This window comes from Elusimicrobiota bacterium, assembly GCA_016706425.1.
In the GTDB taxonomy this organism is placed as follows: Bacteria; Elusimicrobiota; Elusimicrobia; order FEN-1173; family FEN-1173; genus JADJJR01.
The window spans coordinates 223,426-248,156 of sequence record JADJJR010000001.1; the positions used below are offsets into that span (position 1 = coordinate 223,426).

The window sequence follows — 24,731 nt, forward strand, 5'->3', positions numbered from 1 at the left end:
GGGATCGCGGGCGGGCGCGGCGGTGTTGATTTTTTATTGGTCACGTGTATAATTATACACGTGACCAATTATGCCGCGCCCGTCCCGCGCTCTTGATCAACGCCTTTTAACCGCCGCCCGCCAATTGGTGGAGGCCAAAGGCTTTTCCGCGCTCACCGTGCGGGCCGTCTCCGCCCGCGCCCGGGTCAACCCCGGGATGTTCCATTACCACTTCAAAAACCGCCGCGTTTTCAAACAGCGCATGTTCGCCCTCTTCTACGAAGATTTCTTCCGGGATTTCCTCGGGGCCCTGGGGGACGAAAGGGACCCCGTGTTGCGTTTGCGGCGCGCGCTGACGTTTTTGGGAACCTTCATCCGCGACCACCGGGGCCTCGGCCTTGCGTTGGTTCAAGACGCCCTCGCGGGGGACGCCGACACCTTGGCCCTCATCCGCACCCACTTTCTTCGGCACGGACGGCTGATTCTCGAGGCCTTGGCCGAAGGGCAGGCGGCCGGGCGGTTGCGCCCGACGCCGCTGCCCAACGTGATTGTTTCGGTCCTGGGGACCGTGGGCCTGCCGTTCATCCTTTTGGAAGCCCTGCGCCGGGCGGGGACCCGGGAACCCTTCGGGTTTTCATGGAACGTTTTCGAGGAGGCGGTCGCGGGCGACGCCGGACTGGCCGAACGCATTCAACTGTTGATCCGGGGGCTGTCCCGTGGGGCGTGACGCGCGGCGATGGAGCGCGCTTTTCCTCCTCGGCGCCGCGGGGACGATCGCCGGGTCGTCCCGGGCGCTGACTTTGGAAGAGTGCGTCGCCGCGGCCCTGGCCCGTTCCCCGGCCCTCGTCGCCGCCGACGCGGTCCGGACCGCCGCCGAAGCCCGGGCGGACAGCATGCGCGCCCAGGGGGTTCCCAAATTGTCCGTCGACGCCCAATGGCGTCACCTCGCGGTGGTGCCGGCGTTTAAACCCAGCCCTTTCGCGCCCGCTGTTGAAATGGGGGACAACACCAATTATTCCTTCGGTCCCCAGGCCCAATGGTCGGTGTGGGATTCCGGCCAACGCCGTCGCGCCGCGGCCGGCCTTTCCCATCAAGCGGCCGCCCGCGCGGCCGAGCGTGACGCCGCCGAAAACGAGTTGCGATGGGGTGTCCGCCGCGCCTATTTTCAAGCCATGGGGGCCGCCGAACGGGTCCGCTCGGTGGCCGAGGTGCTTCGTTTGGCCGAAGCCCAGCGGGAGGACATCCGCCTGCGCCGCGACGCCGGGGCCGCCAGCCGACAGGATTGGCTGCAATCCGACGCCGAGGCCCTGGGACGACGTCGCGAATTCAGCGAAGCGCAGGCCGATCTGGGCGCGGCCCTCCGCGCGCTGTTCCTTTTGACCCGGTCGCCCCCACCGGACCTGCGGCGACCTCTGCCCCGGGATGTGGCGGAACGTCGGCCGCCCGACGTTCCCGCCGCCACGTTCGTTTTTGAAAGCGACGACCCCGCCGCCCTCCGCGTCCGTTTGGTGGACGCGGCCCGCCGCCCGTTCAACGCCGAGGCGCCCGACCTCCGCGCCGCCGATTTCGCCGCGCGGGCGGCCCGGGACGCCGCGGCGTCGGTCCGCGCGGGGCGCGGCCCCAGCGTGCAACTCCTGGCCCGCGCCAGCCGTGACTACCCCAATGGCCCGGTGAAGGAGGTCGTCCAGCAAAACACCCTGGGCGCCACCGCCCGGTGGTCGATATTTGAGGGAGGGCGAAGCCTTCGGGACGCGGCCGAACAGGACGCCCTCGCGACGGCGGCCGCGGCCCGGCTCGACCAAACCGGGGAAGACCGCCGCTTTGCCTGGGCCCAAGCGCGGGAGCGGCTGGCGAGCTTGACCGAGGAGGAGGACGTCCAGCGCCGCCTGGTGGATCGCCGCCGGGAAATCGCCGAAGTGGTTTACGATTCCTACAAAGCCGGACGGGCGTCCTACTTGGAGGTGGAAAGCGCCAACACCACCTTTCTCAACGCGCGGGTGCAGAGCGCGCGCTTGACCGTCGAGATTCTGACCCAGTTGGCCTGGATCGACCGCTGGAGCGCCCCGGAGGTGCCATGAAACGAAAATATCTTCTCGTCTTTCCCATCGCGGCGCTGGTTGTCTTGGCCGTCTGGCGGGTCCGGCGTCACAACGCCTTCGCCTACGCGGGCACGGTCGAAGTCGCCGAGGTCCACCTGTCCGCCCGCTTGGCGGCTCCGCTCACGACCCTGCCCGTTCCGGAGGGCGCCGCGGTCAAAGCCGGGGACGTGGTGGCCCGCTTGGACGCGGCCGACTTGAAACTCGCGGCGGACAACGCCGAAAAAGACTACCGGCGCGGCCGCGCCCTCAACGTCAAGGGGTCCCTCTCCGAAGAGGCCCTGGACCGGCTGCAATTTCGGCGGGACGACACCGCGGTGCGCCTCTCCTGGGCGACGATCGTCGCCCCGCTGACGGGCACGGTGATTCGACGTTATCGGGAACCGGGCGAATGGGTGGTCCCCGGCCAAAAAATCCTCACGGTTGCCGACGTGTCATCCCCCTTCGTCGTGGTCTACGTGCCCGCCCCGGTCATGGCGCGGCGGGCGTTGGGGGAACCGGTCACGGTCCGTTGTCCCGACCTGGGGCAATCCTTCGATGGGCGGATCGTCTTCATTCGGAGCGACGCGGAATTCACCCCCAAGAACGTCCAAACACGCACCGAACGCGAGCGCCTCGTTTTTGGGATCAAAGTGGCCATCGCCAACCCCGACGGCCGGCTCAAGGCCGGCATGTCGGTCGAAGTGGAATGGAAACCCCGTGCTGTCGATCCGGGTCGATGACCTGCGCAAAACGATCGCCGGCCGGCCCGCGCTGGACGGCCTGTCGGCGGCCTTCGCGCCGGGCACCCTGCACGGCCTGATCGGCCCCGACGGCGCCGGGAAAACCACTTTTCTCCGCCTCTTGGCGGGACTGCTCCGGCCTTCGGCCGGCCGGATCGATTACCTCCGCGACGGCCGACCCGTCCCTTTCGACGACGTCCGCCCCCGTTTGGCTTACATGCCCCAGACCCAAAGCCTTTACGCCGACCTGTCCGTGGGGGAGCATTTGGAATTTTTCCGGGACCTCCACGCCGTGCCGGAGGGGTCTTACCGTCCGCGGCGCGACCGTCTGCTGGCTTTGACGCGCCTGGCCCCTTTTGTGGATCGGCCCGCGGGTCAGTTGTCCGGCGGGATGTACAAAAAACTGGGGCTCATGTGCGCCCTGATCGCTTCGCCCGAGGTGTTGCTCCTCGATGAGCCCACCAACGGGGTCGACCCCGTCTCGCGCCGGGATTTTTGGAACCTTCTCTACGAATTACGCGACGGCGGCTTGCTCGTCTTGATCGCCACCGCCTATATGGACGAGGCGGAGCGGTGCGATCGTGTCGGGGTGCTGGACGCGGGACGCTGGATCGCGAACGGTCCCCCGCGGGAGCTTCTGGAGGACGCGGGGGTTCCCGGGTTCGCCGAATTGTTCATTCGCCGGGGAAGCCGATGACCGGTCCGGGCCCAAACGCCCCTTGCGCTCCGACGATCGGGCCCCTAGACTTACGTCGATGATCCCTCTCCCGGTGTTCGAATCCCGTCGCCCGCCGCTCGGTTCCCGATGCGTTCCCCCCGCGTGAGCGACACCAACCCCGCCGAAGTCTTGATCCTGGGCGCCGGGGTGTTGGGCGCCGCCATCGCCGCTGAATTCTTGTTGGATGGGCCATGGCCGGTGTCGGTCCTGATCCGCCCCGCCCCGGGGCGATCGACCGCCCAACGACTCGAGGAACTTAAAACGTTTTTGCGGGATTCGGGAATTCCCGCCGAGGCGATCGCGCGGCTTCGGGGCGTCGTGGGCGACGCCGCCGAAGCGGGCTGGGGGTTGGCGCCCAACGACCACGACGCGCTGCGGCGCGGCGTGACCCATGTGGTTCACGCCGCGGGCCCCGTGCGCGTGAACCTGACCCCGGCGGAGGCCCGGCGCGATTTGGTCGACGCGACGCGCGGGGTTCTGGAATTTTCCCGAAACGCCCCCCGGGTCCAAAAACTGGAGTACATCAGTTCCTGGGGGATCGCCGGTAATTGGAAGGGACGCCTCCCGGAGGGCCCGCTGCGGGCGGCGCGGTGTTTTCACACCGCCTACGAGGCGGCCAAGGCGGAAGCCGAAGATTTGGTCTGGGCCGCGTCCACCTCGTTGCCGGTCACCGTGCACCGGCCCACGTTCGTTGTCGGGGATTCGCGCACGGGGCGCGTCCGTCGGTTCCAGGTCTTTTACGAGCTGATGGACCTCCTGGGGGGTCGCTCCACCCGAGGGTGGATCCCGCGGTTTCCCCCCCTGCCCCTGGACGCGGTGCCGGCGGATTTTGTCGCCCGGGTCGTCGCAACGTCCGCCCGGCAACCCGACTGGGCGGGACGGGCGCTGAACCTGAGCTCGCGCGTCGGCGGGGCGTGGACCGCCGCGCAATACGCCGAACGCCTGCCGCTGCTTTTCGCCGAGGCGGGGGAAGCGGTGCCGCCGCCCCACCGCATTCCCTGGTCGGTGTTTCGCCGCGCGGTCCCGTGGATGGCCCGTTGGGGTCCGCTCCGGTCCCGGCCCCTGCTGCGCGCGCTCCGTGACTTTCTGTCGGACATGGATTCCTCCGCGGCCGCGGGGTTCGGCGTCGAAACCGCCCAAACCTCCGCCGCGTTGTCCTCGGCGGGGATTGCCCTTCCCGCCGTGGAGGAATGGATCCGACCGGTGCTGCGCCGCTACGCGGCGACCCGCGTTGGGGAGGGCCCGCGATGATGGAATTGAACGAACAAATCGGGCCCTACCGGCTCTTGGAGCGCCTGGGGGAGGGCGCGAGCGCTGTGGTTTACCGGGCCTGCCTGACCGACGATCCCGGCCGCCAATACGCCGTGAAGGTCACCAAGGCTGTTTGGACCGAAGCCGATATTGAAACCCGCGTGCGGTTCGAGCGGGAAGCGGAAAACCTCTCCCGGCTTTCTCACGACAACATCGTGCGCCTCGAGCGGTTTGGCGTGCACCGCGATCGACTCTACTTGGTGATGGAGCTGGCGCGCGGGATGACCCTCGCGCAGATCCTGGCGAGCCACCAGATCCTCGACGCGGGCACGGCGGCGCAGTTGTTCTGGCACATCGCCCGCGGATTGGACCACGCCCACCAACAGGGGATTCTGCACCGCGACATCAAACCCTCCAACGTGATGGTGTGCCTGGAGGGGCTCGAGAGCGCGGTCAAAATTTTGGATTTCGGCTTGAGCCGCCTGCGCGACGCCCGCCCCGCGTCGGAGACCCTCGGCACCTACCTCTACATGTCTCCCGAACAGCTGGGGATTCTTCCGCAACCCGCGGACGAACGCAGCGACCTGTATTCCCTGGGCATTCTGGCGGTGGAGTTGCTTAATGGGCGGCATCCCTTCGCCGGCCAAGCCCTGCGGGAACTTATCCACAGCCACGCGGCGGTGGCGCCGGTTCTTGCCCCGGAGACGCCGCCGGGCCTCGCCCGGATCGTGACGGCCTTGGTCCAAAAAGACCCGGTGGCGCGCTACCAAAACGCGGCCCAATTGGCGGCCGATCTTGCTCTCTTCCGGGAGCGGTGGCGGGCGGGCGACCGCGGACCCTTTGAGCTCCGGCTCAAAGAGTCCGCGCCCCGATTGCGCCCCCCGCGATTCATCGGCCGGGAAACGGAATTGAAGGCTCTGTTGGACCTCCATCGCCAGGCGGGGGAGGGGGGAATGCGGGTGGGGGTCGTCGCGGGGTTCTCCGGATTCGGAAAAACGCGGCTTCTGCGGGAAGCGGCGCGCCAATGGACCCGGAGCGTCGTGTTATGGGGCCGCGGCCGCTCCTACGGCCATGTGGCGGGGTACGGCGTGATCGCCGAGGCGTTCCGCGAATTGGCCGGACAGCCGCTGTCCAACGAAACCGCGGACCGTCTGCGGGCGCTTGGGGGCACGCGCGGAGCGGATTTGGGTCGGTTGGTGCCGGAACTCCGCGCTTGGTTGGGCGAGCCGATGGACGTGTCGGCCCTGTCCCCCGAACAGCGGCAAGAGCGTTTTTTGAGCGCGGGCGTCGACGTGGCGCGCGCCCTGGCGACCGCCGAAGCTCCCTTGGTCTTGGTTCTGGACGATTTGCAATGGGCGGACGAAGGCAGTTTGGAGTTCATTGCCCGTTTGGCGCAAACCGCCGGCCGTCTTCCGGTGCTTCTCCTGTTGGCGTTCCGCCGGGAGGAATGGTCGCCCGGCAACCGATTGGACCAGTTGGTCGAATCGATCGCCCGTTTTGTTCCCCCGGCGCGGGTGGCGATCGAACCCCTGCGCGCGGAGGACACGGGACGATTGGTCGAGTCGATGGTGGGGCACCCCTTGGTCGAAGCCGCGGAGGCCGTGGCCGCGCGGGCGGAGGGTTGCCCCCTGTACGCCATCGAATTGATGCACGCCCTCGTGGAAACGGGCGCCCTGGCGAAAACCGACGCGGGGTGGCGCGTGGCCGACGCCGCGGCCCTGGCCGAGGGGCGGTTTGCGGACGGGGCGCGCCAATCGGTGCGCGCGCGCGTCGACCGCCTCGCGCCCGGGGATCGGGAGGTGTTGCGTTTGGCGGCCATCGAGGGGCGGACGTTTCGGTTCGCCAATTTGGCCACGGCGTTGGCGCTCCGGGACTCCCTTTCGGGAACGGACGCCGCCCGGCGGGTCGATGAAGCTCTGGGGGCGTTGGCCGCGGCGCGGATCATCCTCCGCCCGGCGGGCGGCGGACCCTGCGTCTTCACCCACGACAAAATCCAAGAAACCGTTCTCGAGCCCATCCCGACCGCGGCCCGGACCGATCTTCACCGTTGGGTGGCCCTCGCGATCGAGAAAAACGAGGCCGCGGGCCCGGAAAAGGTCATCGCCCTCGCCCATCACTTCGGCCGCGCGGGCTTGACCGTGCCGGCCGTGGCCTACGGGATCCAGGCCGGGGTCTTGGCGGCCGACCGCCACGCCCATCGGGAAGCCCTGGACCTCTTTGACCAGGCGCGCGCCCGCCTCGAGGACGTTCCCGCCAGCGAAGCGAAAAAGACCTGGGAAAAGCGCCTGTGGGAATCCGTCGCCGACAGTTCGCGCATGATCGGCCTGTACGAACGGGCGTTGTCCTCCTACGCGGCGGCGTTGGCCGCGGCGGTCGACGAGGACGACGTCGTTCGACTGCAAAGCAAGATCGGGCGCGTCTATTTGTCCAAGGGCGAATCTTCCCTGGCCGCGGCGGCTTTGGAAGGCGCTCTGGCCCGTTTGGGGGAACGGGTTCCCCGGAATCGTCCGGCGTTGTTGTTCGCGTTGTTTCGAGAGGCCCTGGTTCAAGCGGGACACACCTGGCGGGCCCCCGCGGGTCGTCCGGTTCCGCCGCCGCGGGAGCGGCAACGGTGCGTCCTGCTCAATGAATTGGCCCATGTCTATTTCTTCACGAGCACCCACCGCGCGCTTTGGGCACACCTGCGCCACATGAACCGAGCGGAATCGCACGGCGTCTCGGATCAGATCGCCCAGGCCTACGCCAACCACGCGCCCGCCTGCGCCGTGCTCGGCTGGTGGGAGCGGGGGGAGCGTTACGCCCAGCGCGGCCTCGCCCTGCGGGAGGAGGCGGGCGACCGTTGGGGCGCCGCCCAGAGCCGGAGTTATTGGGCGATGGTTTTGTTTTCGGCCGGCCGGTGGCGACGTTGCCTGGAGGTCGGTCGGCTCGCGGAACCCGAATTTGAACAATTGGGGGATCGGTGGGAACTCGTTAACCTGTTGGATTTCCTCGGTTCGGCCCACCTTTATCTCGGGGATTGGGATCAAGCCGAAGCCTGTCTCGAAAAAGCGTATCGCCTGGCCTCGTCGTTGAAACATTACGCGGGCATGGCCTACACCGTGCGCATTCAAGCCGAGATGCGCGGTCGGGTCAACACCCAATCGTTGTTGCAGGAGGTGGACCGCCTCATGCCCCAGGTCCTCGCCGGGGAAGACCGGATGGCCGCCTGTTGCTTGTGGATCGCGCGGGGGGTGATTCTGGGCCAGTTGCGCACCTGGGACGAGGCGGAGCGGGCCTTCGCCGCGGCCGAGGAAATTCGGGAGCGCCACCATCTGCGGACGGAAAACACCGATCCCTACGTCGGGTGGTTGGAAGTGGTTTTGGCCCGTCTCAGCGAGACCCGGAGCGAAACCGAGGCGCGGGTCCTGCGGCGGCGGGCGAGCCGCTTGCAAAAACGCGGCCGCCACCAGCGGTCTTTTTCCGTCTTCCTGCGGGAAAACAGCCGTCCTCACGAGGCGCTATACCTTTGGAAGATCGGACACCCCCGGGCGGCCGAGAAATCCTGGCGGCGGTCGTTGAGTTGGTGCGTGGAAAACGGGGCCTTGGCCGCCCAATCCTTCGCCCTGCGGGACTGGGGGGTGGCGCTGCGGGAAAAGGACCCCGCCCGCAGCGCCCACCTTTTGCGCGCGGCGTGGACGCTGGCGCGCCGGTTGCGCGACAAAAAAAGCTTGGACCTCATCGCGGACCTGTTGCCCGAATTGAAAACCGCCGCCAACGAGGACTCGGTCCACTCTTTATCCGCCAGCGCGCACGCCAGCGGGTCGTCCTCGGGTTTTATTGAGGCCCAACGTTTTGAAACGTTGATCGACCTGTCGTTGCAATTCGGGGCCGTTTTGGACCCGGAGCCCTTGTTCCAAATGGTGGTGGACGCCGCCGCGCGCATATTCGGCGCCGAACGGGCGGTCTTGTTTCTGCGGGACGGGGCGACGGGGGCGTTGGCCCGAAAGGCGATGTACCGCGTGCGTGCGGAGGACGAGGGGCGGCCCATCTCCGAAACGGTCCTTCAGCAAGTTTTGCGCGAAGAGCGCGGGGTCCTCAGCGCCGACGCCGAAACCGATGAGAATTGGACCGCGGCCGACAGCGTTGTGTCGGCGGGAATCCATTCGGTGATGTGCGTCCCGGTTCGCCATCAGGACCGGACGTTGGGGGTCATGTACCTCGACAACCGGTTGGTGCGGGGGCTTTTCAACACGCATGACTTGAAGGTGCTGCAGGCCTTCGCCGCCCAAGCCGCCGCCGCGTTCGCGAACGCGCGGATGTTTGTGGACCAAGAACGCTCGCGGCGCGACCTCAAAGAGTTGTACGACGCCAGCCGCGAATTGATGGGCGTGTTGGACCGGCGGCGCATTTTCAAGTCCCTGCTGGAGCGCGCCCGGTCGTTGACCGGCGCGTCCGCGGCCGCCGTCGCGCTGGTCGAGGAAGGCCGCCCCGTGGTGCGCCTGCAGCGGGGGTTCTCCCCCGCCGCCTTGACCGAAATTGAAGAGGTCCTCCGGAGCGCGCGTTTTTCGGAGGCCACCGAATTCCCTTTGGCGGACGGAAAGAACCTGCAATGGATTCCCCTTTGGGCGCAAACGGCGATGGAGGGAATTCTCGTGGTCGGGCCGTCCCCCGACGCGGGGCGGGCGCGGTCGTTGTTGGCCCATGTCGCGGCCCAATGCTCCCTGGCCCTGCACAACGCCCGCCTTTACGAATTGGCGATCACCGACGAATTGACCCAGGTGTACCAACGCCGTTACTACGACATGGTTCTGCGGGATTTGGTGGAGAAAAAAGAGGCCTTCGGGTTGATTTTGATCGACCTCAACGAATTCAAGCTGATCAACGACACCCTGGGACACGCGGTCGGGGACCGCGTGCTCAAGGCGGTGGGCGGGGAGATGAAACGGTGTTTGCGCGCCAGCGACCTGCCGGCGCGCATCGGCGGCGACGAGTTCGCCGTGATCTTGCCGGGGGAAACCACCGACCACATCGAACGGGTGGTGGAAAAATTACGCGCGGCCTTCGCGGGAATCGTGATCGACGTCCCGGACCGCCCGCCCCCGCGGGTGTGGGGCAGTTTTGGGTACGGGTTTTCGCGGGAGGGGGATTTGGCGGCCCTTAAAGAGCTCGCCGATCAACGCCTCTACGAGGACAAGCGGCGGTCCAAAGGGCAACGGGGGACCCCGTGACCGAGGCCGCCATTGTTGTGGAAGACCTCACGGTCCGCTTCGGCGATTTCACGGCCGTGGACCGGGTGTCGTTGCGGGTCGAACGCGGCGAAATCTTCGGGTTCCTCGGGGCCAACGGCGCGGGGAAAACCACCACCATCCGCGTGCTCACCGGCCTGCTGAGCCCAACGGAGGGGCGGGTCGTCGTGGCGGGCCTCTCGTTTGAGCGCGGGGCCAACGCGATCAAGTCGCGCGTGGGCTATATGTCGCAAAAATTCACCCTGTACACCGATTTGACGGTGGCGGAGAATTTGGAGTTTGCCGCGGCCCTGCGGAAGATCCCGCCGGAAATCCACCGTCGACGATCGCGCGATTTGCTCGATTTTATCGGGTTTCACAGCCGCCCCGATACGTTGGTGCGCGATCTGCCCGGGGGTCTCAAGCAAGAAGTTTCGCTCGTGGCCTCCCTGTTGCACGACCCCGAGATCGTTTTTCTGGACGAACCCACCGCCGGCGTGTCGCCCGCGGCGCGGGCCCGCTTCTGGGTTTTGATCCGGGGCCTCGCCGCCCGGGGGAAAACGGTGTTCGTCACCACGCACTACATGGACGAAGCCGGCGAATGCGGCCGCATCGCGTTGATGCGCGCCGGAGCGATCATCGCCCTCGGGGCGCCCGACGAATTGAAAGCGAGGGCCTTCCCCGAGCCGTTGTACGAACTGCATTTTCCCGAAGCCCCGCCCGTGGGTTGGCGCGACGCCGCCCTGTCCGCGGGAACGATTCAGCCCCACGGTTTGCGATGGCACGTGACCGTCCGCGACCCCCGACGTTGGGAGGACGCGCGGGGGCTTTGGGGCGCGACCGCACGGATCCGCCGCATCGAGCCGTCCTTGGAGGACGTGTTCTTGCGGTGGGTGGAGGGCCCCGCGTGAGGAGGTTCTCCGGTCCCCGCGCGCTTTCGGTGGCGCGGAAGGAAATCCGCCACGTGCGGAGAGACCCCTTCACCCTCGCCATGGCCGTGGGCGTGCCGGTGTTGCTCGTGGTGTTTTTCGGTTACGTCTTGGACTTCGACGTGCGGGACATCCGCCTGCGGATCGTGGACCGCGACAACACCCCGGCCTCCCGCGCCCTCGCCGAGACTTTTACCGCGTCCGGTTATTTCAAACCCCACGGGCCTCCCGCGGTGTCGGCGCTCCGCTTGTTGGCGGAGGGCCGCGTCAAAGCGGCGGTTTTCATCGAGCCCGGATTCGCCGAGGACATCGCCCGCGGAATCCCCGCCCGGGCGCAGGTGGTCATTGACGGCGCGGACAACCAGACCGCCGGCGTCATCGCGGGTTATCTCGACGGGGTCGCAACCGTCGCCGCCCGCCGGCTTGGGGCCGACCCGCCGGCCGACCTTCTGCGGACGCGCTTTCTGTTCAACAACGAACTCAACAGCCGCTGGTTCGTGGTGACGGGGTTGTTTGTGGTGGTGATGGGGGTGTTGTCGATCTTGATGACGGCGCTCACGGTGGCGCGCGAATGGGAAACCGGGTCCATGGAGCTCCTCCTGTCCACGCCCGTGCGCCCCCTGGAGATGATTCTTGGAAAACTGGCGCCTTACCTCGGCCTGTGTCTGGCGAGCACGGGGTTGATCTACGCCGCCGCGCGGCTCCTGTTCCACGTACCGTTTCGAGGGAGCCTGTGGTTTTTTCTGGCGGCCAATGTGTTGTTCCTGTGCTGCACCCTGGCCCAGGGGCTTCTGATTTCGGTCCTCACGCGCCAGCAACAATTGGCGATGCAGTTTTCCAATCTCACGGGGCTGTTGCCGGCCCTGCTCCTTTCCGGATTCATTTTCCCCGTTGAAAGCATGCCGGCGTTTTTCCGGATTCTCACCTGGGCCCTGCCGGCCCGGCACTTCATGGAATTGTGCCGGGGCATCATTTTGAAAGGCGCCGGCCCCTTGGAATTGGCGCGGCCCGCGCTCTGGCTGGCGGGTCTGGCGGCCGCGCTTATCGGATGGGCCAGCGTCAAGTTCAAAAGGGACCTCGAACCGTGAACGCCACGCTCGTCGGTTTCGTTCGCAAGGAATTCCGGCAGGCCCTGCGCGACAGGCGGATGCGGGTCGTCATCTTCGTGATCCCCGTCGTGCAGATGACCCTGTTCGGCCTCGCGCTGTCGAACGAAGTCAAAAACGTGCGGCTCTCGGTGCAGGCGCCCCCGGCGGACCGTCTGATGGACGATCTGCGGAAGGGCGCTTGGGGTTCGGGGTGGTTTCGGCCCGCGCCCGACCAGGGGGATCCGGTGCGCTTGTTGGAGACGGGTCGCGCGGACGCCGTGTTGATCGCCCCGGGCGGGGGCGCGAGCCGCGCGCGGGAGCGCGGGGACGGGCGCGCTCAACTGGTGGTGGACGGCACGAACGCCCTCCGCGCGCGGGCCATCGACGGCTATGTCCACGCCCTGCTGCGGCGGGCCTCGGACGAAACGCCCCCGCCGGTCGTGGCGTTCGATGTCCGCACGCTCTACAACCCGACCCTCGCCACCGCGGTTTATCTGGTGCCCGGGGTGATGGGCCTCATCCTCGGCCTCATCACGATTCTTTTGACCAGCATGTCGCTCGCCCGCGAACGCGAAATGGGCACGCTGGAGACCCTGCTGGCCGCGCCTGTGCCCCGGTGGGAAATATTCCTCGGGAAAACCCTCCCTTTTGTTCTGTTGGGCCTGGCCGATGTGCCGCTTTTGGTGGGGTTCGCCCACCTGGTCTTCGGCGTGCCGGTGCGCGGTCCGCTGTGGGCCCTGGCTTTGAACGCGGGCGCCTTTGTGGTAACGATGGTGGCCACGGGAACGCTCATCTCCACTTTCGCCAAAAATCAGCAACAGGCCATGATGGGCGGTTTTTTATTTCTCTTCCCCGCGATCCTATTGTCCGGCGTGATGGCCCCGGTGGAGAATTTCCCCCTGTGGGCCAAACCCCTCGCGTGGCTCAACCCCATCCAGTATTTCGTGTCGCTAAACCGCCAAGTGATGTTGCGCGGCGCCGTCGGGCCGTTGTTCTGGTCGGAATGGGCGGTGCTTTGCGCCCTCGGCGTCGTGATCGCCCTTTGGGCGGCCGCGCGGTTGAACCCGGATTTGCGGTAGGCTTTTTAAAAATAAGGGCTTCCGCCGGCAGAAGACCGACCAAGCCCCCCCCTCTGTTTGCCTTTGCGGCGGGGATCCGGAGGGCGTTGCACGCCGGGCCGAGGCCGGAAAAGACGGGGAGGAGCAGCGGCGAGGTCGTTTTCTCCTCGAAAGTCCCCGCGCTTTCCGGAAGACGAGTGCTTTCACCGCCCGGTGGCGGTGAGGATGAACCTCGCGATTCGACGGTTGATGTCGGGGGGAACGAAGGGGACGGTGGGGGGGGCCGGCGGTCGATGGCACCGCTCCCCGGTTTCGGAGCCGCGGGGCTGGATGACGCGAACGTCTGAATATTTGAACGGTCGAGACGAACGCCTGACGTCAAGGGATCAATTTTTGAAACGTTCGACCCCCGCGTAAAATTCCGCGAGCGCGGGACGTGAGGTGCCGTCTTCGTAGCGAAGAAGCCCGAGGGTGCGCATGGTTTCTCGCACGGCCTCCACCCATGGAGCCGGCGGCAAACCGCCCAGGAAGCCGTTCGTCAGACCCGAGGACCAGTCCACCATTTGAAAAACAAAAGCGGCGCGCAATTTCGGCCTCGCCGCCATTTGATTGATGAATTCATGAAAAAACGCCGATTGACGGGAAAGACTGCCCCCGATGTTCGTCGGCGTGACCCCTTCGTATCCGCCGGGGCACCCCACTTCCTGAATGACCATTTCTTTTCCGTCCGCGGCCTGGAGCAAGGCGGCGACCCGCCCGCTCACCGTGGATGTTGATTCCACATAAAAATTGGGGTCCTGGGGGTAATAGTTGAAACAGGCGACGTCGCAGGCGGCGATGATCGAGGGAAGATACGCGGCGGAAACCAGGACCTCTTGATAGCGCATGGTCACCGTCACCGCCAGGCGGGAATCGAGGGATTGGATGTGGGACCGGGCGGAACGCGCAAAGTTCGCCATTTCGAAGGCCGATAAATGGCCGTCATCGATCAAAGTGCCGGGTTCGTTGGCGATGGAGAGGCCCCATCCTCCGTTGGACACCAACAGCGGGACCACCCAGTCCATGAGGTCATTGAACCGCGCCACGACGGTCGGTGAATCCAGGGTCAAGCCCGCCTTTAATTTTTGGGAGTCGGACGGATCCATGAGATCCGCCGGCAATTCGAACGTATCGCTGTCGGCGGTGGTCAGGGTCAAAAACGGTTTCAGGTTCGCCGCGCGAAGGGCCGACAACTGGTTTTCTAAATTCGTTTTATTGAACACGCCGGGAGATATTTCCAAGGCCGACCAGTCCGTTTGGACGCGGGCCACACGCATTCCCTTCGCGATGGCTTGGGTTTGCGCCGACCGCACGGCCGCCTCCGTGGCGGGCGGAAACGATTCAAACCCGGCAATGTAACCCAGGTGTTGGCCCGTGGGGAGCAAGGACAGCGCCCCGTTTTCGGATTTCGCGTCCAAAGAGGTTTTCTGGTTTTCGGCGGCTTTCCGCCCGATATCAACGGTGCCCCAGCGGAACCCCGTCAACACAAAAAACCCCGTGACCGCCCAAACGGTTTTCCTCATTTTTCCCTCCCGAAATTCCAACGCACCGCGGCGTTGATCACGGCATCAAACTCCGATCCGGATTCCCCTTGAATTTCCCGCGTTCCGGCCCAGTAGGGACCGATGTCAAAAGCGAAGGAGAAGGGCCCTTTGAAAAATTTCTCCAATCCCACATAGGCGCCCAGGGTCATCCCCTTCGTCCGAAAATCGTCGTCGGTCGAATAGGTGAACCACCCCGCCTCCAGCCCCGCGTAAACCCGCGTGGTCCGCGCGAGGGGGACCCCCCGGGCGGCGCGAACGGACCCCAGGGTGGCGTTGTATCCGGTTCCTTTATCCGCGTGTCCGCCCATGAATTGCCAGCGTCCTTCGTACGCCCAGTTGAACGCGCGGTAACCGATGGAAAGGCCGGGCCAAAGGACCGCCAAGAAGGGGCCCTTGGGTTCGGCGCTCCAGGCGGAACAACAACCGAGGCCCCCCGCCAACAACCCGACGATAAGCGGTCCCCGGGCCCGGCGAGTCCTCGCCGCGCCCGGCCGATTTTTCCAATACAAGACCCGGTGAATGATGGAATCGTTTTTGTTCACGATGGCCTTGCAGTATACCACGGGACGCCACACGCCCTTGAACCCGGATTTTGCGTTCGGCTTTTGCAAAACGTGAGGTTTTCCAGATGTGAAACAATCAACGGAGAAGGGGACTTGGTGTCGGTGGAAGAATGGCGGTTGTAGCGCGGGGGAGTGGGTTCGGAAAATCGGGTTTATAAACTGAAACGCGGATCTGGAAAGGCCGGGTTCTGTTTGTATTCCTTTATTTATTAGATTCGCCACCGAAACCGCGTTCCCGTGCGCCTGGAAAAGAAGATCTGGTACTCGCCCGGATCGGGATGTTTCATTCCCTTTGGCTTTCGCCGTCATGAATCCCCCACGCAAAACCCGGGTTGAATCGGAACACGGCGTGCCATTCCAGACTTAAAAAGTAATATTTTTAAATCAACAACGCCTCCCGGCAAGCCGATTTATTTGCTAAATTCACCCCGTTGCATTTGAGCGTCGGCGGGCGTGGCCCGCCGACGATCCAAGGACGAATCGCCCATGACATCCCATTTGAACGCTCCGTCGTCCGGCCCCGCGCCGCGGCCCGCCCCGCCCCCGTCGGCGGGGCCCCTCCCGCACGATTACGGCGTCACCCGTTTGGTTCTCCTTCCCCGCGATCCCCGTTGGATGCACACGTATTGGGAAGTGGCGCCCTACACGTGGGAGGAAGTGCGCCGCCAATTCGGCGACGCGATCGACCGGGGCCGTTCCGTCCTGCGTTTGCACGCCGACCACGGAACCCAAAAACAATCTTTCGATGTGGACATCGCCATCGAGGCGCGCAACTGGTACGTGTTTTCCCCCCGGGGCGACGGCCACTGGCACGCCGAATTGGGTCTGGTGCTGCCCGATGGTCGGTTTGTGCTGCTCGCGATCTCCAACACCATCCGGTTGCCCGCCGGGCAGGTGTCGGACCAAGTGGACGAAAAATGGGGCGTTCTCAAGGCCGAGTGGGAACGTCTGTTTGAATTGTCCGGCGGCGGCCGTCTGGGCGCGGGGTCCCTCGACATCGCCAAGATGCTCGCCCAACGCTGGGAGCTCATGCGCGGCATTTCCTCGTTTTCGGGCATCCCCACCTCCCCGGGCGGCGCCAGCTGGGGCCGCCCCCCGGTGCGTCACAAAGGGTTCTGGTTGGTCGCCGATTGCGAGGTCGTTGTGTACGGCGCCACGGAGCCCGACGCCACGGTCACTTTCCAGGGCCGCCCCGTGACGCTGAACCCCGACGGCACCTTTTCGTTCCGCTTCGCCTTCCCGGACGGGGAGCAGGCCTTCCCCATCCAGGCCACCAACCACGACGGGGACCTGTCCCGCTTCATCGAATTCAAAGTCCAACGGCAAACGCGCAAGGGGCAGGAGTAAGCCCCCGCCATGGGCGACCCCCAGGGGTACCTTAACCTCGTTCTTCACGCGCACCTGCCCTACGTGCGCCATCCGGAATACCCCGACTTCCTCGAAGAGGATTGGCTTTACGAGGCCATCACCGAAACCTACGTCCCGATCCTGGACATGATGGAACGCCTCGCCGGGGAAAACGTCCACTTCCGGCTCACGATGTCCCTCACGCCGCCCCTGTGCAACATGCTGGCGGACGAACTTTTGATGCGGCGATACCGGGCCAAACTCGAAAAACTCCTGGAGTTGGCCGAAAAAGAAATCGTCCGCGCGCGGAGCCTGCCGTCCGCGTTTCAAGAGACGGCCGAGATGTACCGGACGAAATTCCGTCGGGTGCGCGACATCTTCGACGGTTGCGGCGGCCGGATCCTCACCCGTTTCAAGGCCCTGCAGGACGCGGGTCTGTTGGAAATCATCACCTGCGGCGCCACCCACGGTTATCTGCCTCTCATGATCCACGAGGAGTCCCGCCGCGCCCAGATCCGGATCGCGTCCCAGGACTACCAACGCCATTTCGGCCGCCCGCCCCGGGGCATTTGGCTGGCCGAATGCGCCTACGCCCCCGGCGTGGACCGGTACCTCAAAGAAAACGGCATCACGTTCTCTTTCTTGGACAGCCACGGCATTCTGTTCGGGAAACCCCGCCCCCGCTACGGCGTTTTCGCCCCCATTTTTTCCCAGGGCGGCGTGGGATTTTTCGGCCGGGACATGGAAACGGCCCACCAGGTGTGGTCCGCCGAGCAGGGCTACCCCGGGGACTTCAATTACCGCGAGTTCTACCGGGACGTGGGCTACGACCTTGACTATAACTATATTCGTCCTTATCTCCACGACGACGGGGTGCGGCGGAACATCGGGGTCAAATACCATCGGGTGACGGGCCGCGTGGCCCTGGCCGACAAAGAGCCCTACATGCCCCACCGGGCGCGGGAAACGGCCGCCGCCCACGCCGGGAACTTCCTTTTCAACCGCGAACGCCAGGTGGAGTACTTGAAAGGCGTCATGAACCGGCCTCCCGTGGTGACCTCCGTGTACGACGCGGAACTGTTCGGTCATTGGTGGTTCGAAGGGCCCGATTTCCTCGAGTTTCTCCTCCGCAAAACCCATTACGATCAGGACCGGGTCAAGACCATCACCCCCATGGAATACCTCCACAAGTTTCCCGAACAGCAAATCGTCGAGCCGGAGCCCTCCAGCTGGGGGGACAAGGGCTACCACGAAGTGTGGCTGAACGCCTCGAACGATTGGATCTACCCTCATTTGCACATCGCGGCCGAGCGCATGATCCGCTTGGCCAACATCCACGCCAACGCCGAGGGGCTGCTGAAGCGCTACTTGAACCAAGCGGCCCGGGAACTCCTTCTGGCCCAATCCTCCGACTGGGCTTTCTTGATGACCGTGGGGACGGCCCGCCAATATTCCGAAAAGCGCACCCGCGACCACATGGGCCGGTTCCTGGACCTCTACCACCGCGTCCAGGAAAATCGTTTGGACGAAGGGTTTTTGACGAACCTGGAATCCATCGACAACATCTTCCCCACCATCGATTACCGCGCCTACCAAAGCGCGCATTGACGTTTTTCTTAATCAACCCGTCTCTTTCCGTTAAAGCTCGGGCGGCGCAAAGAGCCGGCAACCAGGAGGCAAGACCCATGGGCATGATTCAAGAGTTCAAGCAGTTCGCGCTTCGGGGGAACGTGGTGGACATGGCGGTCGGTGTGATCATCGGCGGCGCCTTCGGCAAGATCGTGACGTCCCTGGTGGGCGACGTGCTCATGCCGGTCATCGGAATTTTGCTGGGCGGCGTGGATTTCAAAAATCTGGCCTACACCATTGAAGAAGCCACGGAAACCGCTCCGGCGGTTCTCTTGCGCTACGGGGTGTTCCTCTCGGCGGTGGTCGACTTCTTGATCATCTCGTTCTCTATTTTCATCGCCATCAAGATCGCCAACAAGATCGCCCGCATCCCCATCGCCTCGACCGCGGTCCCCAAATAACCGTTCCCATGGTTCGAAAGCTCTTTCTTCTGGCGGCGTTGTGCGTTTCGTTGGCCGGGCCCCTCCGGGCCCAGGACCGGGAAGGCCGTTGGGGCCTCGGCGGCGCGGTCGGCGCCGGCGATTTCCTCTCGCCCAAAGGCCTCGGCCGCGCCACCGACCCCGATGCGGCGGCGGGGGCCTGGTTGCGCCGGGGCGCCTCGGCCAAAACCGAATGGCTGCTCGCTTTTGACAACCTGTCCGGGGCGGGCGACGCCTCCACCCCCGGCGCCCGCCTCCACGCTCTTTCCGGCGGTGTGCGCCGATTCCTGGGGGACGCGGAGGGCGGATCGCCCTTTGTGGACCTGGGCGGGGGCATCGGTTTTGGCCGCGGTCTGTCCTCGACCCGGCGCCGGACCTCGGCGCCCGTCGCCCGGGCGGCCCTTGGGTTTGAGCGCCCCTGGGGCGAGTCCCTGGCGCTGTCCGTGCAGGGACAGTATGTTCAAACCTGGGGCGACAGCCGCTTCACCCGCGACGCGGGCGCCTACAGCGCCACCGCCGGTTTGACTTGGTTCTTCCATTGCGACGGTTACATCCCGCCGAAAGCGCCCCCGGCTCCGGTCGCCGCGCCCAAACCGATTCCGCCGCCCGACGCGGACGGCGACGACGTGCCCGACGCCCGCGACGAATGCCCCAACACCCCCGCCGGCACGCCGGTGGACGGCGTGGGCTGTCCCCGCGATTCGGACGGGGACGGCGTGACGGACGACAAAGACCGATGCCCCAACACCCCCCGCGGCGCCCTCATCAACGAGGAGGGATGCCCCGTGGAGCGCGTGAGCGTGACGCTGGAAATCAATTTCGATTCCGGCAGGGACGCGGTGAAGCCCTCCTTCGAACCGGAACTCAAGAGGCTTGCGGAATTTCTGAAACGTTTTCCCGAAACGACCACGGTCATCGAGGGCCACACCGACAATGTCGGCCGGCCCGCCGCCAACCGCGCGCTGTCGCAAAAGCGCGCGGACGCGGTGCGCAATCATCTTCTCTTCAAATTCGGGGTGACCGCGGATCGTGTTTCGGCGAAAGGGTTTGGGCCGGACTCGCCCGTGGCGAACAACGCCACGCCCGATGGCCGCGCGGCCAACCGCCGCGTGGTGGCGACGGTCAGCGCGATCAAGAAAAAATAAGGAGACGCACATGAAAAACCGATGGATGCTTTTGTTGGCTTTGGGGCTGTTCGGCGCGGGGGTCAACGCCGGCGACGCCACGGGCCGTTTGGGTTTGGGCGGCGCGGGGGGCTGGTCCGGCGCGATCGCCCCGAAGGACGCGAAACAATTGACCGACGAAGACACCTTCGCCTCGGGCTGGCTGCGCTTCGGCGTGGCGCCCAAGACGGAATTGGTCTTGAGCTACGACGCTCTCGGGCTGGATTACGACGACACAACCTTTAACCGGTCGGAGGCCCGTCCCTTGACCCTCGGCGTTTGGCAATCCTTCGGTGAAGGGGCCTGGAAGCCCTTCCTCACGGTGGGTCTCGGCGCGGCGGAACTGCGCCGGCTCGACCTGAAAACCGAAACGGCTTTTGCCGCCCAGGGCGGCGCCGGTCTGGAATTGTTCCTGGCGCGTTGGTTGAGCGTCGGGGCCATCGGCCGCCTCCATTGGGTTGGCAAACAAAAAGAGGATTACGGCATCGAGGCGACCATTTGGTCCGCCGGCTTGATGGGGAACGTCTTTTTCGGCGGTCAGGGCGGCGTCCCCGCTCCGGCCCCGGTGGTCGAAGCGAAACCGGCCCCCGCGCCGGTTCCGGCGCCTGTCGTCATCGCTGACGCCGACGGCGACGGCGTGGCCGATGCCCTCGACAAATGCCCGAACACCGCCGTCGGCACCCCGGTCAACGCCGACGGTTGCCCGCGCGATTCGGACAACGACGGCGTGATCGACGCTCTCGACAAATGCCCGGACACCGGCGCCGGCGTTCTGGTCAACGCCGAAGGCTGCCCCGCGGAGAAAGTGACGGTTTCCCTCAGCGTTAAGTTCGATTCCGGGAAGTCGGACGTCAAACCCGACTACGAATCCCAAATCGCCACGGTGGCGGAGTTCATGAAACGCTTCCCCAACACCACCGTGGTGATCGAAGGCCACACCGACAACGTGGGCTCGGCCGCGGGCAACAAGGCGCTCTCGCAGAAACGCGCCGATGCCGTTCGCGCTTATTTGGTGGAGAAGCTTGGCGTGGACGCCGGGCGCATCAGCGCCCGGGGGTTCGGCCCGGCCCAGCCCCTGGCCGACAACGCCACCCTCGAGGGCCGCGCCGTTAACCGCCGCGTGGTCGCCGCGATCTCGGCGATGAAGCTGTAAGGACGCTCGTTCTTCAATCCCCCGCCTCTCTTCACGGAGGGGCGGGGTGTTTTTTTCAAAAAGAATAAGGAGAAGCAAATGAAAAGATTGCTTTGCATCGCCACAATCGCGACCCTCGTCGGCGGCGTTCTCCGGGCAGCGGAATCCCCTGTTAAAAATTGGAAAGACACGGCCCAGTTTAGTTTCCTGGACGCCAATGGGAACACCGAATCCACCACGCTGGGCGCCTCCAACCTGTTCACCTGGACGCGAAACAAATGGACCCTGCTGCTGCCCGCCGGAGCCCTCAACACCAAGAGCAACGGCGTGCGCACGGCCGAACAATATTACGCCGGCGAAAAGGTCGAGTACAAGCTGGACGACCGGAATTACCTGTTCGAACGGTACCAATGGGAACGTAACGTGTTCGCGGGCTTCGCCCACCGGCACGATCTCTCGGGTGGCGTGGGCCGGGAATGGCTCCAAACCAAGACCGACACTTTCCTCACGGAATTGGGCGCGGGTTACATCAACGAACAACGCGTGGCCTCGGAGCGGGTCACCTTTGCGGTTGGTCGGGGCTACGCCAAGTACGCGCACAAGCTGTCGGCCACGGCGGATTTCAGCCAGGACGCCGAATACCTGCACAACTTCAAGGAAAGCAAGGATTACCGCTTCAACGCGGAATCGGCGCTGACCGCGGTGTTGACCACGCGGTTGTCTTTAAAGGTGTCCTACGGCCTCAAGTTCCGCAACACCCCGCCGCCGTCCTTCGGCAAAACCGATACGTTGACGGCGGTTTCGCTCATCGTCAACTACTGAGCGCGTCCGTTTCCCGCGCGGCCCCGACCCGAAAAGGGCGGGGCCGCGTTTTTGCCTTGACAGCCGACCGGGGGATTTGCCAAAATTATCACACTCGAGGCGAGAGCGCTGGTTTTGAAATTGAAAGCCCGCTTTTGTCGACGGTAAAAGCCGACGGCCCGGTTTCGGGCGGCGGTTTTTTAACGGCCGTTTAACTAGCAGTCGCAACAATCGATTGCCAACAATCATCAAGGAGGCCTATATGGCTGAAGCGGTTCTCTCCAAAGTAAAGATTCGCCCCCTGGGCGACCGGGTGCTCGTGAAGCCCCTGGAAAAAGAAAAACAGGAACGCGGCGGCTTGATCATTCCCGACACCGCCAAGGAAAAACCCCAGGAAGGCGAAATCATCGCCGCCGGCAAGGGGAAGATGTCGGACGACGGCAAGCTCATCCCCATGGACGTGAAAGCCGGCGACAAGATCCTTTACGGAAAATATTCCGGCACGGAAATTAAAATTGACGGCGACGAGCACCTGATCATGCATCAGGACGACATTCTCGGCGTTTTGGAAGCGAAATAAGGAGAAAGCCCCATGGCAAAACAAATCAAATATTCGGACGACGCGCGCAAGGCCATCAAGGCCGGCGTGGACAAACTGTCCGACGCGGTGAAAATCACCCTCGGCCCCAAGGGCCGCAACGTGGTGCTGGACAAGAAATTCGGCTCGCCGACGATCACCAACGACGGCGTGACGGTGGCCAAAGACATTGAGCTTGAGGACCCCTTCGAGAACATGGGCGCCCAGCTCGTTCGCGAAGTGAGCTCCAAAACCAACGACGTGGCCGGCGACGGCACCACGACCGCGGTCGTGCTCGCCCAGGGCATCATCGCCGAAGGCTTCCGCAACATCACGGCGGGCGCCAACCCCACCCACATCAAACGCGGCATCGACAAAGCCGTCGAAGCGGTCGTGAACGAACTGAAGAAGAACGCCAAAAAGATCAACATCGACGCCAAGGCCAAGAGCGAAATCACCCAGATCGCGACGATCTCCGCCTCCGACGAGGAAATCGGCAAGCAGATCGCCGAAGCCATTCTCAAGGTCGGCAAAGACGGCGTGATCACCGTGGAAGAGGGCAAAACCTCCACCACCCTGGTGCGCACCGTCGAGGGCATGCAGTTCGATCGCGGCTACATCTCGCCCTACTTCGTGACCGACGCGGAGAGGATGGAGGGCGTGTTGGAAGAACCGCTCATCATCATCACCGACAAGAAAGTTTCGGCCATGAACGACCTCCTGCCCGTTTTGGAGAAGATCGTCCAACAGGGCAAACCGTTCCTCATCATCGCCGAAGACGTCGAAGGCGAAGCCCTGGCGACGCTCGTGGTCAACAAGCTTCAGGGGCGCCTGCGTTGCGCCGCCGTCAAGGCCCCCGGTTTCGGCGACCGCCGCAAAGAGATGCTCGAGGACATCGCCACCCTCACGGGCGGCCAGGTGGTCACCGAGGAAAAAGGCTTCAAGCTCGACAAGGCCGGCATCGACATGCTGGGCCGCGCCACCCGCGTGGTCGTGGACAAAGAGAACACCACGATCGTGGGCGGCCAGGGCGACGAGAAGGCCATCAAGGGCCGCATCGCCCAAATCAAGAAACAAATTGAAGAGACGACCTCGGACTACGACAAGGAGAAGCTCCAGGAACGCCTGGCGAAACTCTCCGGCGGCGTGGCCGTGATCGAAGTGGGCGCGGCGACCGAGACCGAGATGAAGAACAAGAAATTCAAGGTCGAGGACGCCATGCACGCCACCCGCGCCGGTGTGGAAGAAGGCATCGTGGCCGGCGGCGGCGTGGCCCTTCTGCGCGCGCAGAAAATCCTGGAGGGCGTGAAGGCCATCGATCAGGACGAACAAACCGGCATCAACATCATTCGCCGCGTTCTGGAGGACCCTCTCCGCGCCATCGCCGAAAACGCGGGCGTGGACGGTTCCATCGTGATCGACAAAGTCCGCACCAACAGCGACCAAAACTACGGCTACAACGCCGAATCCAACGAATACGGCGACCTCATTAAAATGGGGGTTGTGGACCCGGTCAAAGTCACGCGTTTCGCGCTTCAAAACGCGGCCAGCGTGGCCGGCCTGCTCCTGACCACCGACGTGCTCATCACGGACATCCCGGAAAAGAAACCGGCGGCGCCCGCGATGCCTGGGGGAATGGGCGGGGGAGACTTCTAAGAAAGTCAGCCGCCCACGCGCCTCTGGCGCGCCCCAGGTCCTCGAGCTCTGCGAGGGGACTCACACGCATGGGCGGCGGCGACTTCTAAAAAAGCGGGCGGGCCTTCGGCCCGCCGGTGTCTCCGCGCTCCGCGAGGGGACTCAGAAGTCGCGTCGAACAAGTTAAAACAAAGGGCGGGACCCCTCGGGGTCCCGCCCTTGTTTTTTAGATCGAGGGCCGCTTCAACATCTTGAGAATTTCTTCGGTGGAGGGGGGGTAGACGGCGGCGCTGTTGATCATGAGGCTGATCAAGACCATGAAGGTCACGTAGGACAGGCGTTCCAGCAACAGCACATTGGCCCCGTGGCCCTGCAGCACGTGGATGGTCAACAGGGCCGCCGAGACGGCGAAGGCCGCCGACAGCGTGCGCACACGCGAAGCGTAGATGGCGGTGGCGAAGGGGGTCAGCGCCAGAACCAACCACATGGGCCGGAAGGCGTCTCCCAGGTAATACACCAAAACGGAATTGAGCGCCACGTTCAAAATCAATCGCAACTGCACGCCGACGCCGCGCCGCTCCATGGGTTGCTTGGCCAGCAGCCAGGGGAAAAGATAGTTCATAAACGCGCTAAAAACCATGAGCGCGGCGCAGGTCCAGAGGGTCGGCCCCTGCACGCCCGCCACCACAATTCCCGCGACGGTCAATAGGATCGCGAAAGGCGTGGCGAACACGCCCACCAGCGAAATCAATTCTTTCCGGTGAAAAAGGTCTTTTTTCTTTGCGATGTAAGTCGTGTTGTCCATGGGGCGTCGGCTCCTTGTGTCAGGTTACGGAT

Annotated in this window: 20 protein-coding genes; 17 read left to right on the plus strand and 3 right to left on the minus strand. The window is 64.7% G+C overall.

Features of this window, described 5'->3' with window-relative positions; translation table 11 throughout:
• The first annotated feature begins 70 nt into the window (after positions 1–70).
• The 9 genes from IPI56_00910 (at position 71) to IPI56_00950 (ending at position 13,066) form a co-directional block, all read left to right on the plus strand.
• Positions 71–706: a TetR/AcrR family transcriptional regulator gene (locus tag IPI56_00910; GenBank protein MBK7544301.1), complete on the plus strand. Its 636-nt coding sequence runs from the start codon at positions 71–73 to the stop codon at positions 704–706.
• Complete coding sequence (locus IPI56_00915) at positions 696–2,057, plus strand: TolC family protein (protein MBK7544302.1); 1,362 nt, start codon at positions 696–698, stop codon at positions 2,055–2,057. Before IPI56_00910 ends, IPI56_00915 begins: the two co-directional genes overlap by 11 nt.
• Positions 2,054–2,797 carry an efflux RND transporter periplasmic adaptor subunit gene (locus tag IPI56_00920; GenBank protein MBK7544303.1) on the plus strand — a complete coding sequence of 248 codons (744 nt, stop codon included), beginning with the start codon at positions 2,054–2,056 and terminating at the stop codon, positions 2,795–2,797. The genes IPI56_00915 and IPI56_00920 overlap by 4 nt, the downstream gene beginning before the upstream one ends.
• Complete coding sequence (locus IPI56_00925; GenBank protein MBK7544304.1) at positions 2,775–3,494, plus strand: ABC transporter ATP-binding protein; 720 nt, start codon at positions 2,775–2,777, stop codon at positions 3,492–3,494. The genes IPI56_00920 and IPI56_00925 overlap by 23 nt, the downstream gene beginning before the upstream one ends.
• Before the next feature lie 123 nt (positions 3,495–3,617).
• Positions 3,618–4,766, plus strand: coding sequence for an SDR family oxidoreductase (locus IPI56_00930; protein ID MBK7544305.1), 1,149 nt, complete (start codon positions 3,618–3,620; stop codon positions 4,764–4,766).
• Complete coding sequence (locus tag IPI56_00935) at positions 4,763–9,973, plus strand: diguanylate cyclase (GenBank protein MBK7544306.1); 5,211 nt, start codon at positions 4,763–4,765, stop codon at positions 9,971–9,973. Before IPI56_00930 ends, IPI56_00935 begins: the two co-directional genes overlap by 4 nt.
• Positions 9,970–10,881, plus strand: a complete 912-nt coding sequence (locus IPI56_00940) for an ABC transporter ATP-binding protein (protein MBK7544307.1) — start codon at positions 9,970–9,972, stop codon at positions 10,879–10,881. The genes IPI56_00935 and IPI56_00940 overlap by 4 nt, the downstream gene beginning before the upstream one ends.
• Complete coding sequence (locus IPI56_00945) at positions 10,878–11,987, plus strand: ABC transporter permease (GenBank protein MBK7544308.1); 1,110 nt, start codon at positions 10,878–10,880, stop codon at positions 11,985–11,987. The genes IPI56_00940 and IPI56_00945 overlap by 4 nt, the downstream gene beginning before the upstream one ends.
• Positions 11,984–13,066, plus strand: a complete 1,083-nt coding sequence (locus IPI56_00950) for an ABC transporter permease (protein ID MBK7544309.1) — start codon at positions 11,984–11,986, stop codon at positions 13,064–13,066. Before IPI56_00945 ends, IPI56_00950 begins: the two co-directional genes overlap by 4 nt.
• 365 nt (positions 13,067–13,431) lie before the next feature.
• Here the strand turns inward: IPI56_00950 and IPI56_00955 are convergent, their stop codons facing one another.
• Together IPI56_00955 and IPI56_00960 are read right to left on the minus strand one after the other, a co-directional pair.
• The gene (locus IPI56_00955; protein MBK7544310.1) at positions 13,432–14,607 is read right to left on the minus strand and encodes a hypothetical protein; all 1,176 of its coding nucleotides are present in this window, start codon (positions 14,605–14,607) and stop codon (positions 13,432–13,434) included.
• The gene (locus tag IPI56_00960; protein MBK7544311.1) at positions 14,604–15,170 is read right to left on the minus strand and encodes a hypothetical protein; all 567 of its coding nucleotides are present in this window, start codon (positions 15,168–15,170) and stop codon (positions 14,604–14,606) included. The genes IPI56_00955 and IPI56_00960 overlap by 4 nt, the downstream gene beginning before the upstream one ends.
• Before the next feature lie 507 nt (positions 15,171–15,677).
• Between IPI56_00960 and IPI56_00965 the strand changes: the two genes are divergently transcribed.
• The 8 genes from IPI56_00965 to groL all read left to right on the plus strand — a co-directional run bounded on the left by IPI56_00965 (position 15,678) and on the right by groL (position 23,915).
• Positions 15,678–16,538 (plus strand): DUF4912 domain-containing protein, encoded by an 861-nt coding sequence (locus tag IPI56_00965; GenBank protein ID MBK7544312.1) that lies wholly within the window; start codon positions 15,678–15,680, stop codon positions 16,536–16,538.
• Positions 16,539–16,547: 9 nt separating this feature from the next.
• Positions 16,548–18,146, plus strand: a complete 1,599-nt coding sequence (locus tag IPI56_00970) for a DUF1957 domain-containing protein (GenBank protein ID MBK7544313.1) — start codon at positions 16,548–16,550, stop codon at positions 18,144–18,146.
• 77 nt (positions 18,147–18,223) lie between these two features.
• A complete protein-coding gene (gene mscL / locus IPI56_00975) occupies positions 18,224–18,568 on the plus strand; it encodes a large-conductance mechanosensitive channel protein MscL (protein ID MBK7544314.1) in 345 nt (114 codons plus the stop codon).
• 8 nt (positions 18,569–18,576) lie between these two features.
• Positions 18,577–19,731, plus strand: coding sequence for an OmpA family protein (locus tag IPI56_00980; protein MBK7544315.1), 1,155 nt, complete (start codon positions 18,577–18,579; stop codon positions 19,729–19,731).
• Between the two features lie 10 nt (positions 19,732–19,741).
• Positions 19,742–20,902 (plus strand): OmpA family protein, encoded by a 1,161-nt coding sequence (locus IPI56_00985; GenBank protein MBK7544316.1) that lies wholly within the window; start codon positions 19,742–19,744, stop codon positions 20,900–20,902.
• Between the two features lie 78 nt (positions 20,903–20,980).
• On the plus strand, positions 20,981–21,703 hold the full coding sequence (locus tag IPI56_00990) for a DUF481 domain-containing protein (GenBank protein ID MBK7544317.1): 723 nt from the start codon (positions 20,981–20,983) through the stop codon (positions 21,701–21,703).
• Positions 21,704–21,944: 241 nt separating this feature from the next.
• The gene (gene groES / locus IPI56_00995) at positions 21,945–22,262 is read left to right on the plus strand and encodes a co-chaperone GroES (GenBank protein MBK7544318.1); all 318 of its coding nucleotides are present in this window, start codon (positions 21,945–21,947) and stop codon (positions 22,260–22,262) included.
• A 12-nt stretch (positions 22,263–22,274) separates the two neighbouring features.
• The gene (gene groL / locus IPI56_01000; protein MBK7544319.1) at positions 22,275–23,915 is read left to right on the plus strand and encodes a chaperonin GroEL; all 1,641 of its coding nucleotides are present in this window, start codon (positions 22,275–22,277) and stop codon (positions 23,913–23,915) included.
• A gap of 205 nt (positions 23,916–24,120) precedes the next feature.
• On the opposite strand, the gene IPI56_01005 is transcribed toward groL, so the two are convergent.
• Entirely contained in the window at positions 24,121–24,699 is a 579-nt protein-coding gene (locus IPI56_01005; GenBank protein ID MBK7544320.1) for a hypothetical protein, read from the minus strand.
• Positions 24,700–24,731: the final 32 nt, after the last annotated feature.

Bases quoted from the DNA above. Each gene is read 5' to 3' on its own strand.
- IPI56_00920 (MBK7544303.1), top strand. From the start codon at position 2,054: ATGAAACGAAAATATCTTCTCGTCTTTCCCATCGCGGCGCTGGTTGTC.
- IPI56_00980 (MBK7544315.1), top strand. From the start codon at position 18,577: ATGGTTCGAAAGCTCTTTCTTCTGGCGGCGTTGTGCGTTTCGTTGGCC.
- IPI56_00990 (MBK7544317.1), top strand. From the start codon at position 20,981: ATGAAAAGATTGCTTTGCATCGCCACAATCGCGACCCTCGTCGGCGGC.
- groL (MBK7544319.1), top strand. From the start codon at position 22,275: ATGGCAAAACAAATCAAATATTCGGACGACGCGCGCAAGGCCATCAAG.
- IPI56_00910 (MBK7544301.1), top strand. From the start codon at position 71: ATGCCGCGCCCGTCCCGCGCTCTTGATCAACGCCTTTTAACCGCCGCC.
- mscL (MBK7544314.1), top strand. From the start codon at position 18,224: ATGGGCATGATTCAAGAGTTCAAGCAGTTCGCGCTTCGGGGGAACGTG.
- IPI56_00985 (MBK7544316.1), top strand. From the start codon at position 19,742: ATGAAAAACCGATGGATGCTTTTGTTGGCTTTGGGGCTGTTCGGCGCG.
- IPI56_00970 (MBK7544313.1), top strand. From the start codon at position 16,548: ATGGGCGACCCCCAGGGGTACCTTAACCTCGTTCTTCACGCGCACCTG.
- groES (MBK7544318.1), top strand. From the start codon at position 21,945: ATGGCTGAAGCGGTTCTCTCCAAAGTAAAGATTCGCCCCCTGGGCGAC.
- IPI56_00935 (MBK7544306.1), top strand. From the start codon at position 4,763: ATGATGGAATTGAACGAACAAATCGGGCCCTACCGGCTCTTGGAGCGC.
- IPI56_00965 (MBK7544312.1), top strand. From the start codon at position 15,678: ATGACATCCCATTTGAACGCTCCGTCGTCCGGCCCCGCGCCGCGGCCC.
- IPI56_01005 (MBK7544320.1), bottom strand. From the start codon at position 24,699: ATGGACAACACGACTTACATCGCAAAGAAAAAAGACCTTTTTCACCGG.
- IPI56_00955 (MBK7544310.1), bottom strand. From the start codon at position 14,607: ATGAGGAAAACCGTTTGGGCGGTCACGGGGTTTTTTGTGTTGACGGGG.